The organism is Methylocucumis oryzae, from assembly GCF_000963695.1.
GTDB lineage: Bacteria > Pseudomonadota > Gammaproteobacteria > Methylococcales > Methylomonadaceae > Methylovulum > Methylovulum oryzae.
This window is the reverse complement of record NZ_LAJX01000238.1, coordinates 1-12788: the sequence shown is the minus strand read 5'-3', so window position 1 is coordinate 12788 and position 12788 is coordinate 1. Positions and strand designations below refer to the sequence as shown.

Below are 12788 nucleotides of genomic sequence, written 5' to 3'. Positions count from 1 at the left end.
CTGTAGGCTTGGCGGCAGCATCCCTGCTGCCGACACCTCAAGCCACAAGGACGTGGCGAATGCAGAAAACGCAGGGAGCAGTTTTCTGCCACTCTAAACAACCTGTCCCGTTTTAAGTTGGTAGCCCAAGTTTTCCAACAAGCTGCCTTGAGTTGATAGCAGCGAATAACAATAAACAACGAGTTCGAGGAACGCTTGACTAGAGAATTTTTCGATTTAAGAAACCAGTTGCTTAATGATGCCATGTTATGGCTTTGCATATCGGCTATCCCCAGTGTGGGATTGTCATTAATGAGAGTGGTTGAGTTGGGCTGGCTGCCTGTGATGTCGGCGCATGTGATGTCGATGGCGACACTTTGGCTAATCTGGTTGGTGCGCAAGCAATTATCGTATTATTTTCGGGCTGTCAGTTTATTGTCTATTATTTGGCTAGGCATTTATGCAGGCCTATTACAATTTGGCCCCACTGCGTTTAGTGGCTTACATTCAATCTTTTTTTCGATTATCGCTATCTTATTTTTGCCGCGCTCAGTTGCTTGGCCTTTAATAGTTTTTAATACCTTATGCTTGGTATTGGTCGGCTCATTATCAGGGTTAGGTTGGTTGGGCTTTGAGCTAGATTATCAAGCCTATTCACGCTCGCCATTGACGTGGGTACGAACGATTTGGACGTTTACTGCTTATGCGGTGATTTTGGCGCTGATTACTGCTCGTATGATAGATGGCGTTAAGAAAAGCGAGCAGTTTTGCGCAAGAATTAGCTGGACATAGGCAGAAGATTGCTGAGCACGTTCCTGGCGGTATTTATCAATTATTGCTGCGGCGTGACGGTAGCTATAGTTTTCCTTATGTGAGTGCTGGATTTTGTTCATTATTTAATCTTGAAGAACAGGCTTTAGCTAAAGATGGGTCGATTTTATTTGACGTGATTCATGAAGACGATAAGCCTATGGTAGCAAAAACCTATTTAAATACCGATAACTTAGCACTGCTCACCCGACAATCGTTTAGAATTTATCATAAAAATCAAACTGTTTTATGGTTAGAAACGTCAGCAACGCCTGAACGGCTTACGACGGGTGATGTGTTATGGCATGGCTTTGTGCAAGATATAACGGAGCTGCAGCTGGCTAAACAACAATTAACAGCGACATTGGAGAACACGCCGAATGTTGCAGTGCAATGGTATGACCGTTACGGCGTTGTGCGTTATTGGAATCATGCCTCCGAGTTGCTATATGGTTGGACCGCTGAAGAAGCGGTAGGTAGCCGTTTTAGCTTTTTATTTCATGCTAGCGAGTCGGCGCTACAATTTCCAGCACAACTTAAATATATCGAAGAAACCGGGCAGACGATTGCTGCGTTTGAATGTATTAAAAATGATAAACAGGCGAATAAACGCGTAGTGACCGAAACAATATTTGCGATTCCTGGCCGTGATGAGCCGATTTTTGTTTGTATCGATGTTGATATTTCTGCCCGCAAGCAAGCCGAAGAAAGCCTAAAACAAAGCGAAGACCAATTTCGTAGATTGTTTGAGTTATCGCCTATCGGTATTGCGCTCAATGATTTTATAAGTGGTCGATTTTTAGAGGTGAATCAGGCTTTACAAGAGGCTACCGGTTACTCGCGCGATGAAATATTAGCGATGAGTTACTGGCGTATGACACCGGCGGAGTATACCGAGCAAGAGCTGGCCCAGTTGCAATTATTAAAAGACCACGCGGTTTATGGGCCTTATGAAAAGGAATACATACGCAAAAACGGTAGCCGATTTCCGGTGTTGTTAAACGGATTTCGCCTAACTGCTGGCGGTAGACAAGTGATGTGGACGTTGGTGCAAGACATTAGTCGACATAAAGAGGCTGAAATTGGGTTGGAGACTGCTAGAGCGGAAGCCGAATCAGCTAATCGTGCCAAATCAGAGTTTTTAGCCAGTATGAGTCACGAACTAAGAACGCCGTTAAACGCCATTATTGGCTTTGGTCAGTTATTAGAACTCGGCGAGCTAGGCGGATTAAATGAGCAGCAACAAATAGCAGTAGGTCATATTATGGGTAGTGGCCGACATTTGTTGACGTTAATTAGTGAAATTTTAGATTTAGTGCGCATAGAAAGCGGTAAGATGGATCTCAACTTAGCGAATGTTGCGTTACAGCCGTTGATTAACGAAGTGGTCGCTTTATCAGAGCCGACGGCTATGGTGCGTGAAATTACTATTGTGCAATCGTGTCCCGCCGAATTATATGCGCTTGCCGATGCGTCTAGGGTAAAGCAAATATTGTTAAACTTAGTCAGCAATGCTGTTAAATATAACCGAACCAACGGCACAGTCAGTGTGACGGCTGTGTTGACTGACACATTTGTACGCATAACCGTTACCGATACCGGTGTGGGTTTAACCGAACAGCAACAACTTAGCTTATTCCAGCCGTTTCAGCGTTTAGGTGCTGAGCGCTCAACGGTAGAAGGTACGGGTATTGGTTTAGTGGTTTGTAAACGCTTAGTTGAAGCCTTGAATGGCCGCATGGGCTTTGCTAGTCGTTTTGGCATTGGCAGTCGGTTTTGGGTAGATTTGCCGGTGGCAACCACTAGCGCATCAGCGCCCAATCTAAGTTATGCGCCGCAAACTGACGCTGATGTTGTGCCCGGTCTTACTGGTAAGTTATTACTCATTGAAGATGGTGAGCTAAACGTAGTCATTATGCAGCATATTTTTAGTAAATTCCCCAATATCAAACTCAGCGTGGCAAGCACCGCTGAACAAGGCTTAAAGCTGATTAGTGAGAATGTACCTGATTTAGTCCTAATGGATATTAACTTACCCGGCATGAGCGGCGTTGAGGCATTAAAACGGCTAAAGGCTAATCCAAAAACAGCTGAGATTCCTGTTATCGCTGCGAGTGCTGTAGCCATGCCCGATGATGTCAGTGAAGGATTACGCGCGGGTTTTTCCGATTACCTAACTAAGCCTATTGATATGGCAGAATTAATTAGCGTTGTTAAGCACTATTTACCGATAAAGGCCTAGTTACGCAATGCAAAGCCCTTGGTTGGGTTATCTGATGCTGTGGGATAAGAAACAAGGCATAGCACTCGTAGCACGGTCAAAAAAATTTTTAGGTCGAGACGACGTCAGTAAGTCTTTGACCAACGCATTTGGAAAGTGTCGGCTTGGCGTAATCGCATAAAAAACGCTCGCGAATGTCAGTGATACAGTAATGCTCTACTAACAGGCCTTGACGTAATTCATCAAGCACTACCACCGGTGGCACTAAAGCTAAGTGTCCAGTTTCACGTGCCAACAAACGCAGCATGGCCATATCGTCTACTTCTGCAACCACTAAGGGTCTAACGTCAGCTTGCTCTAGCAAAAAATCGAAGGCACTTCGAATTTCGCTTTCGATGCTGGGCAACAACAACGGTCTGCCATTTAAATCTTCTGGAAACCGGAACGGCTGCTTAACATCGTTGGGTTTGCCGACCAAACTAACGGGTTGTTCGTCTAATAAATGACAATGCCAATTGGCTTGGGTATCGCGAGGTGCTGGCCGATTGGACAATACCAAATCAATGGTATGTCCGAGCATTTGTAGTAACAACTCACGCAAATTACCAGAATGTAACACTAACTCGACATCGCTACGTTGGACCCAAGAACGTACCAATTCAAGTTGGAAATTGCGCGACAACGTAGAGACAGCACCAATCCTCAGCAACTGGCGCTCGCCTGTAGCCCGCCCATGCATCAAGCTAATCAGTTCATCGCCTGCACGAAAAATGGTGTTGGCATAATCTAAGGCAATCCGACCGGCTTCAGTTAATTGCAAGCGTTTGCCTTCACGCTCGAATAACTTTTGTCCCAGCGAATCTTCGAGCTGACGTAACTGTATGCTGAGTGCGGATTGTGACACATGTAAGCGCTCAGCTGCGCGCGTCAAATTGCTTTCGTTTGCAATCATCCAGAAATAACGTAAGTGGTGAAAATTGAGGCTAGCCATTTATCATTAATAAAAGTGAACATTTCTATTAAATACATATATTGGACGAAAAAAGTGATCGATTGCTAGCATGACATCGCATTCATTATTGCTAAGGAGATTGTCATGAATACTACCCTCACCCTAAAGCAGACATTAACCCCATTTCATGGTGCTTATATTCTCGTAAATGGAGTCCTATTATGACTAATTGGATTGCATACGCAGCGCTTTCTGTGCCAACTCAGTTGTTTTGTGCGGGGCTAATTTCTTCAATATTGGTTCACGCAAAGACAAGAACGATTACTAGCGTTTGTAGTGTCCTGTCACTCGCAGCAGTAGTTAGTGCTTTAGTCTGTGCATCTGGCGTTTTTATTAATGGCAAATATCAAGACAGTGTCAGTAGTATCGACCTGTATATCGATAGATTATCCGTCATCATGCTATTACTCGTAGCTTTTATCGGTGCTATTGTTATTCGCTATTCTGGGAATTACCTGGAGGGTGATTCCGGTCAACGCAGATTTATGCAATGGTTGTCGTGGACAGTGGCGTCGGTGATGCTGCTGGTGATTACTGGACACTTTGTCGTCTTCGTAATCGCTTGGGTCTTTACTAGCTTAAGCCTACACCGCTTATTGCTGTTTTATCCAGAACGGCCCGGTGCCCATATCGCTGCACGTAAGAAATTCGTTATAAGCCGTTTGGGTGACATCGCATTAGTTTTAGCTGGCGTGTCGTTATATCAAGTTTTCGGGACTTTGGAATTCAGCGCGATATTTAACGCTAGCATCCCGCCTGCTAAAGAAGCAACACTAACCGCTGCCGCCTTTTTCCTCGTATTCGGTGCTGTCATGAAATCAGCGCAGTTTCCTTTTCATAGTTGGTTACCGGAAGTGATGGAAACGCCAACGCCAGTCTCAGCCTTAATGCATGCAGGCATTATTAACGCGGGTGGATTTTTGGTTATTCGTATGAGCCATGTGCTGGTTCAAGCCCCCGCTGCCTTGCACGTACTGGCAATTATTGGCACGGTTACCGCACTGTTCGGTTCATTGACTATGCTGACACAAACCAGTATCAAAAAATCGCTGGCATTTTCCACCATAGGTCAGATGGGATTTATGATATTACAGTGCGGCTTGGGTGCTTTTTCGTCAGCACTTCTGCATATCATTGCCCACGCTTTGTATAAAGCACATGCTTTTTTATCTAGTGGCAGCGTAGTCGATATTGCTCGCGCAGCTTGGGCGCCACCGGTACGCGACAACCGTCATCCTGGTGAATTGTTGTTGGCATTCTTTACGGCATTAGCCCTAACCCTCGGTGGGGGTTATCTGTTCGGGCTAAGTTTGGAGCAAGAGCCAGGTATTATGCTTTTAGGCACTATCTTGCAGATGGCGTTGACCTACTTATTGTGGGATGCGTTAGCTCATCAAGCAGGACTAGGAACCCTAATACGAGCCACGCTGATTGCAACAGGTATTACTGTGTTGTATTTCGCGCTTCAAATCAGCTTTCTTAAGTTACTGCATACCGAAATTGCTAGCGCTATGCCGGTAAACAGCCTGTTTGATGGCCTATTACTGAGTATTGTACTTGCCGGTTTTTTTTCGATTTTGATGTTACAAATTCAATATCCAGGCCCAGCAGCGGCCAGAATTTGGCAGGCAGCCTATGTTCATATCTACAACGGCTTTTACATCAGCATAATCGCTAATCGTTTGGTTAAAACGTATTGGCCGCCGGTACGCACTTTTGACCATTCAGGAGGAGCCCAACAATGAACTCAGCGTTATTGTCATTTAAATCCATAGCCGACCAGGCTAGCTTTGCAATCATCAGCGATACCATCGACAACGATGGCCTGCCGACGGTTGCGTTAACCGACGCTATTAAAAACGCCTGTGCACGCATCGCACCCTTATGGTCATTGCAACATTTTGTCGCGGTGAATCCGTTTATGGGGTTGAGTGAGCGTTTATTTATTGATACTTGTAAGTTGGCCAGTAACGTCGGCTATGGTCAGATGTTAATGCCTACAGAATTCTACGCCAACCACTATCATCAGGGTAGGATAACAACTACCGATATTGAGCACGCATTGGCTTTAACCGGCAGCAAGCTATCGTTGCAACAATGCCTGAGCCAACTCGGCGACGCTAAGCAAGAAGATTACACCAAGCCTTGGCCGACATTAGCGAACTACCTGGACTCGGTATATGGTCAGCAATGGACTACGTTTGTTACTGAAGAGATTTCAAAGTGGTGTTCAGCCTATTTCGACGAAGGTCAATCAGCTTGGCGTATGCGTGGCGTGCTCTACCGCTTTATTCAGCTTGGCGCCGGGCTGCAGAGTTTGACCATACGCCAGAACTGGCCGGTATTCATGGTTTCCAGCGTTGCATTAACACGCTACCGGAGCAACCTATCGCTGCTATTTCTCAGATACTTTCAGAAATGGGCATAGTTATTGATAACTTGGATAATTTTTGCTACAGGCAATTACTGACCGTTTCAGGCTGGAGCGCTTGGGTACGTCACAAAACTTGGCAAGGAAAACCTGAGCAAGCCGAAGAGGCCTTAATTGAATTACTGGCAATATGCTTGGCGTATGAGTATGCGTTACTCCTTACTATTGCCAAACCACAGGATTTTGAGGCTTGGCGGCAAGTCTGGCAGCAGCCATTGTCAATGGTCGAGATGTCCCCGCAATTAGAGGGTCGTTATATCATGCAATGGGCTTACGAATTATCGTTACAACATCGGCAGCTCAGTAAATTAATGGCGCCATTGCCTATAGGTGTTAGCGCTCAAAGCAACCGTAAAATAGTGCAAGCCGTATTTTGTATTGATGTTCGCTCCGAAGTTTACAGACGCGCATTGGAATCAACATCCAGCTATATTGAAACTTTAGGATTCGCAGGTTTTTTCGGTTTTCCCATCGAATATATCGCGATAGGCCACCAGCACGGTCAAGCACAATGTCCGGTTTTGATTCAGCCAAAATTTAAAATACGCGAAAGTGTTTTTAATGCAGCTATTGGCGATTTACATAAAATCTTGCACAAACGCTGGTTGCACAAGCGGCTGAATCGACTATGGAAGGGGTTTAAGAATTCTGCCGTATCGTGTTTTTCCTATGTCGAAATTTCAGGCTTAAGCTTTGCCTTTAAGCTATTCAGCGATAGCTTAGGTTTGACTCGAACGGTTACTAGGCCAAGCATTGCTGGGCTTGACAAGCGTGTTGTGCACCGGATAGGTCCCGTTATCCTACGTCAACGTGGTCGGTTGATTGCTAAAGGTCCACTGGTCGAAACAGGTATCGCACTCAATGAGCGAATTGAACTAGCTCACAAAGCATTGCAAGGGATGGGGCTTTCTGACGATTTTGCGCGCTTGGTATTGCTATGTGGACATGGTAGTACAACTGTCAACAATCCTTATGCGGCGGGCTTAGACTGCGGGGCCTGTGGTGGCCACAGTGGTGAAGTCAATGCCCGTGTGGCAGCTAGCGTACTCAACGATAAGGACGTAAGAGGCGGTTTAGCAACATTAGGCATTACCATTCCTCAAGAAACTTGGTTTATCGCTGGCCTACATGACACGACTACCGATCAAGTACGTCTGTTCGATTTAGACCAGGTGCCTGATGACTTCAGCAACGACTTAGCGCAGTTGCAATATTGGCTAGATACGGCTTCGCAACTGTCTCGTGAGGAACGGGCGCCAGATTTGCCGTCAAGTCAATACAATGCGGTCTTGCTACTCAAATCGATGGTTAAACGCAGCCGCGATTGGGCGCAAATTCGCCCAGAATGGGGCTTAGCAGGAAACAGCGCGTTTATCGCGGCGCCAAGACAACGTACAAGTCACGCTAACCTTGATGGTCGGGTCTTTCTACACAACTATGACTACCGGCAAGACGCTGATGGTGCAATTCTCAGCCTAATCATGACGGCACCAATGGTTGTCGCCAGTTGGATAAACTTGCAGTACTACGCATCGACCGTAGATAACCCGCGTTTCGGCAGTGGTAATAAGGTGTTGCATAACGTCGTAGGGACTTTAGGCATTTTCGAAGGTAATGGCGGCGATCTTCGTATGGGGCTGCCTTGGCAATCGCTGCATGATGGCAAAATGCTAAGACATGAACCCGTGCGCTTAACCGTCATTATTGAAGCTCCGACTTTAATGGTAGAAGCGGTTCTGGAGCATCATAGCGATATACGCCGGTTGTTTGATAACGATTGGCTGCACCTGATGTGTATAGAGCCTATACAAAACTGTTGCCTGCGCTATTGCGGCCCGCAACGTTGGTACCCTGTTTCATACAACATAGAGGAATGATGATATGAGCGTTCAACACGACGACAAGCTTGACTATATCCCGGCAACCAGTAATCACCTAGATTTACTGGAAGCTGAAGCAATATTTATTCTACGCGAAATTGCCGCAGAATGCCGCCATCCGGTGTTACTGTATTCTGGCGGTAAAGACTCTGCTGTGCTATTACATCTTGCCTATAAGGCATTTCACCCGGAACGCATCGGTTTTGCTCTATTGCATATCGACACAGGCCACAACTATGAGGAGGTGATAACCTACCGCGACCGAATGGCTGAGCGTTATGATTGCTGCTTGCATGTTCGTAGCGTCGAAGAGTCTATCCGCAAAGGAACCGTACGTTTGCGACATGCGCTGGAGTCGCGCAATATGCATCAATCAGTCACGTTGATGGAAGCGATTGCGGAATTCGGTTTCGACGCCTGTTTAGGTGGTGCTCGGCGCGACGAGGAGAAAGCGCGCGCCAAAGAGCGTATCGTCAGCGTCCGTGACGAATTTTGGCCAATGGGAACCGAAAAATCAGCGGCCTGAATTATGGTCATTGTACAACACTCGCACTGCGATTGGTGAACACTTACGCATTTTCCCGATGTCAAACTGGACTGAACTTGATGTCTGGCAATACATACAACGGGAAGAGATTCAGCTACCCGAACTTTATTTCGCCCATCTGCGCGAGGTCGTTCGCCGGGGAGACATTCTGATTCCTGTGACCTATCTAACGCCGGCAGCTGCTGGCGACACCATAGAAACGATTAGTTGCCGCTTTCGCACTGTCGGTGATATTTCCTGCACCGCACCCGTGGCATCTACAGCAAAGAATGTTGCTGACATCATCGCTGAAACAGCACAATGCTTGTTTACCGAACGGGGCGCGACCCGCCTCGATGACCGAGCGTCAGACGCAGCAATGGAACAACGTAAAAAAGAGGGGTATTTCTGATGAACGCACCAACCTACCAAGCACCACAAACTATAAAACATGACCCAGCGTTAGTAACCCAGCCATCGGGTTTGCTAAGATTTATTACTGCCGGTAGTGTTGACGACGGCAAAAGCACGTTAATTGGCCGTCTGCTTTACGACACCGGCAATGTAGCAGCTGATCAACTGGCATCGATTCAGGCGACCTCAAAAAAACGTGGGCTGGCGGCAATCGATTGGTCGTTACTCACCGATGGTCTTATCGCTGAGCGAGAACAAGGGATTACCATTGATGTGGCTTACCGTTATTTCGCAACTGCACGACGTAAATTCATTATTGGCGATGCGCCTGGTCATGAACAATACACCCGTAATATGGTTACTGCCGCATCGACCGCTGATTTGGCCATTCTGCTGGTCGATGCCCGCAAAGGTGTTGTTACCCAAACCCGTCGCCATGCCTATTTAGCGCATTTGCTGGGTATTCCTGAACTGGTGCTAGCAGTCAATAAAATGGATATGGTCGATTGGCAAGTCTCCGTGTATCAATCTATTGTTGATGAGTTCAAGATCTTCGTGAGTCAGTTGGGTCGTCACCATGTGCAGGCAATCCCTTTATCGGCGTTGGATGGTACGAACCTGGTAACACGCACAGATGCTATTGCCTGGTATGAAGGCCCTAGTTTATTGGAACATCTGGAATCTAGCCCAGCCAGACGTGATATAAATCATGCACCCACTCGGCTACCCGTACAACGCGTTGTGCGCGTAATGCTAGGCAACGCGGCCAACGGTGCAACTGACAGTGAATTTCGTGGTTACCAAGGCATGTTGGCGTCTGGCCAATTACAGTTAGGTGACGAAATCGCCGTTATGCCAATGGGTCAGCGAGCACGCATCACAGGATTAAGCGTCGCTGATCGGGCTATGCAAGAAGTGACTGCAGACCGTTCGGTCGTGGTATCGCTGGATAGAGACATCGACATTTCGCGTGGCGATATGTTGTGCGATGCTAACCGGCCTCCGCGTGCCGCCAAAACATTAATCGCTGATATTTGCTGGCTTGCGGAACAAACGCTAGAAATACAACGTAAATATTTAGTTAAGCATACGACCCGTACCGTCAATGCCTTATTCGATGAGCTAATTTATCGCATCGACATCAACACATTGGCACCCGAAGTTATACCAGCCAAAATAGCAATGAACGATATCATTAGGGTGAAATTGAAGCTACAGCAGCCATTGTTTATCGACACTTATACTAGCAATCGCACAACCGGTAGCTTTATTATTATTGATACAGTGACGTTAAATACTGTTGCAGCAGGCGTGATTGTTGCTTGAAATCTTATCAACAGAGCAGAATACACAACACTAAAATGTCGTTTTAGCCGCTAGCTGGTTAATAAAGTAAGAACTCAACGTGTCAACATTGGCCGACACGTTGAGATTTTTAACTATCAACGTGAAACGGGGCAGAGTGCAGCCAGATTTTTAACTGCGGCGTATGAAATTACTACGTTATCGCCGTATTGGCCTATAAAGGCTTAATATCAAACGCAATACAAATCCGTTCTTGGTCAGACTGAAACGGTAAGGTTCTATGAAAGAGCGATGAAGGGAATAGCACTAAATCGCCTACTTTTTGATCAACGATTTGGCACGGGAAATTGTCATGTAAGCGAGGGTAGTCATCGCCGTCTGTGCCGTATTCAAAACTACCTTCGTGGTTTTGGCATTTATCGGGTAATTGCAAATAGACACAACCGCTAATCCAACCTTCTTCATGTATGTGCGAGGTTAAATAACCCCCTTGTTTCATGCGTAAATACCACGAGCTGGCAAATTCCAATTGCTTGGGAAAGCGGCGAATTAATGCATCCTCGCTATCAGCAAAGTACTGTTGATAGGCTTTCACTTTGGCGCGAATCAGTGTTGCAAGCTGTTGAAACGAAGCTTCTGGACGCTGCAATAAATTGCCTGCGGATTGCATACCATAATACAAGCGGCCTTGTTTGCGCTCGGCAATGGCTAAATGTTTTACATCATTTAATAGCTGGGATAACAACGGATGAGAAGGGTCGGCTAATTCGTTGATAGTAGTATGTTGTACGAATGCCATAGGGTTTTGGCAATAGCGATAGGGGTTTGGCAGACCAAAATTAAGCGCATAATGCGTCGATAAACTGCCTAATAACACCGAGCTATGTTTGTTATTAGCAATCCATTCGTCTAAGCGTTGTTTAAATACCTCGAATTGCCGGGTTTTATACAAACATAACAATACGCGTTCTTCGGCATCGGCAAAGTCAGAGGCAGAAAAATACGGGATGGCATCTAAATAATGTCCAGCCAAACTATAGCTTTCGCCAATATTATAATTAGCACGCGCATGGTTAGCTTGAATGCGTAATGCTTCACGGTAACAGCGCAACGCTTCATCTAAGTTGGCTTGGTCACGGTAAATTTCGCCTAAATCGTTCCAAGCGTCAGCAAATTCTGGATTTAACTGTAGCGCACTTTGGAACGCTTCAATCGCCTCGGCATGTCGGCCTTGGTCATAAAGATTAGTGCCTAAATTAAAATAGCCTTGTGCATCTTGATAAAGGGCTAACGCTTTACGGTAGCATTGTTCTGCCGCGTGTAAATCCCCCAAGGTTTGTAACACCGCCCCCCAATTTGCCCAGGCTTGGAAGAAGTCAGGTTGTTGCGTGACGGCGTGTTGATAATGCTGAGCGGCTTGTTGCCAAAGCTGTTGCTGCTGTAATAACGCTCCTAAATTGAAGTGCGCGACGGTTAGGCTAGGTTTAAGCGCTAACGCTTTTCTATAGCTTGCGGTGGCAGCTTTAACATCGTTAAGCTCGGTAGCTATCGCGGCTAAATTAAAATGCAGCTCGGCAATCGCTGGATTAAGCGCCAACATTTTGCGAAAACACTGTGCCGCTTCTCTAAGCTTGCCTTGAGATTGCTGACATAAACCCAATAAATTCAGCAGCTCTAATGATTTAGGAAACTGAATTAATAAGGTTTGCGCGTGTTGTTCGGCGACTGTGAATTGACCATTTTGATATAAGCGCTGTAAAGAATTAAGGTCTGCAGGTTGCGGTTGTTTAATCGGGGACTTTTTCATCATAGCTGGAGTTCTTATGGCAAACGATATAGGCTTCGGTGTTAACGGGCTGAGCAAGCTTACTTCTCCTCGTTCCCACGCTTTGCGTGGGAATGCCTACCGGTCTTCGGTTCAGCATTGTTTTCCGTTCGTATCAAATGCAATAGCTTATCATGGGTATGCATTCCCACGCAGAGCGTGGGAACGAGAAAAGAGCGATGAAAAAACTTTTTACTGATGTTGTTTGGGGTAAACTGTAAAACGTTTGCTCGTAATGTAGCCATGCAGTGGTTTACTGGTTGTTATGTTTCAATCCACATTCGACCTCATCTGTCGAATGACAATACCATCGACAGGTAGAGGTCGGTGGCTTGCCTCGCCGTAAACGACGAGGTTACTTGAAAGGATAACGATGCTAACGCAT

The 12788-nt window shown here is 46.2% G+C and carries 8 protein-coding genes and 1 pseudogene; 7 read left to right on the top strand and 2 right to left on the bottom strand.

Features of this window, described 5'->3' with window-relative positions:
- Nucleotides 1–195: 195 nt before the first annotated feature.
- On the top strand, nt 196–771 hold the full coding sequence (locus VZ94_RS18605; protein WP_131655633.1) for a hypothetical protein: 576 nt from the start codon (nt 196–198) through the stop codon (nt 769–771).
- Nucleotides 722–3031, top strand: a complete 2310-nt coding sequence (locus VZ94_RS23685; RefSeq protein ID WP_052700733.1) for a PAS domain S-box protein — start codon at nt 722–724, stop codon at nt 3029–3031. Before VZ94_RS18605 ends, VZ94_RS23685 begins: the two co-directional genes overlap by 50 nt.
- Before the next feature lie 88 nt (nt 3032–3119).
- Here the strand turns inward: VZ94_RS23685 and VZ94_RS18595 are convergent, their stop codons facing one another.
- Nucleotides 3120–4001 carry a LysR family transcriptional regulator gene (locus VZ94_RS18595; RefSeq protein ID WP_239650076.1) on the bottom strand — a complete coding sequence of 294 codons (882 nt, stop codon included), beginning with the start codon at nt 3999–4001 and terminating at the stop codon, nt 3120–3122.
- Between the two features lie 182 nt (nt 4002–4183).
- Here VZ94_RS18595 and VZ94_RS18590 point away from each other — a divergent pair, with 182 nt between their 5' ends.
- The 5 genes and pseudogenes from VZ94_RS18590 (at nt 4184) to VZ94_RS18575 (ending at nt 10599) form a co-directional block, all read left to right on the top strand.
- On the top strand, nt 4184–5767 hold the full coding sequence (locus tag VZ94_RS18590; protein WP_052700732.1) for a proton-conducting transporter transmembrane domain-containing protein: 1584 nt from the start codon (nt 4184–4186) through the stop codon (nt 5765–5767).
- Nucleotides 5764–8330, top strand: a pseudogene (locus VZ94_RS18585) (YbcC family protein). Before VZ94_RS18590 ends, VZ94_RS18585 begins: the two are co-directional and overlap by 4 nt.
- A gap of 4 nt (nt 8331–8334) precedes the next feature.
- Nucleotides 8335–8859: a sulfate adenylyltransferase subunit CysD gene (gene cysD, locus VZ94_RS29680; RefSeq protein ID WP_239650074.1), complete on the top strand. Its 525-nt coding sequence runs from the start codon at nt 8335–8337 to the stop codon at nt 8857–8859.
- A complete protein-coding gene (gene cysD / locus VZ94_RS29675) occupies nt 8816–9271 on the top strand; it encodes a sulfate adenylyltransferase subunit CysD (RefSeq protein WP_239650073.1) in 456 nt (151 codons plus the stop codon). Before cysD (VZ94_RS29680) ends, cysD (VZ94_RS29675) begins: the two co-directional genes overlap by 44 nt.
- On the top strand, nt 9271–10599 hold the full coding sequence (locus VZ94_RS18575) for a sulfate adenylyltransferase subunit 1 (protein WP_045780369.1): 1329 nt from the start codon (nt 9271–9273) through the stop codon (nt 10597–10599). The genes cysD (VZ94_RS29675) and VZ94_RS18575 overlap by 1 nt, the downstream gene beginning before the upstream one ends.
- A gap of 193 nt (nt 10600–10792) precedes the next feature.
- Here VZ94_RS18575 and VZ94_RS18570 read toward each other — a convergent pair whose 3' ends face one another.
- Nucleotides 10793–12388, bottom strand: a complete 1596-nt coding sequence (locus VZ94_RS18570; RefSeq protein WP_239650072.1) for a 2OG-Fe(II) oxygenase family protein — start codon at nt 12386–12388, stop codon at nt 10793–10795.
- Nucleotides 12389–12788: the final 400 nt, after the last annotated feature.

Bases quoted from the DNA above. Each gene is read 5' to 3' on its own strand.
- VZ94_RS23685 (WP_052700733.1), top strand. From the start codon at position 722: ATGGCGTTAAGAAAAGCGAGCAGTTTTGCGCAAGAATTAGCTGGACAT.
- VZ94_RS18595 (WP_239650076.1), bottom strand. From the start codon at position 4,001: ATGGCTAGCCTCAATTTTCACCACTTACGTTATTTCTGGATGATTGCA.
- VZ94_RS18590 (WP_052700732.1), top strand. From the start codon at position 4,184: ATGACTAATTGGATTGCATACGCAGCGCTTTCTGTGCCAACTCAGTTG.
- cysD (WP_239650074.1), top strand. From the start codon at position 8,335: ATGAGCGTTCAACACGACGACAAGCTTGACTATATCCCGGCAACCAGT.
- VZ94_RS18575 (WP_045780369.1), top strand. From the start codon at position 9,271: ATGAACGCACCAACCTACCAAGCACCACAAACTATAAAACATGACCCA.
- VZ94_RS18570 (WP_239650072.1), bottom strand. From the start codon at position 12,388: ATGATGAAAAAGTCCCCGATTAAACAACCGCAACCTGCAGACCTTAAT.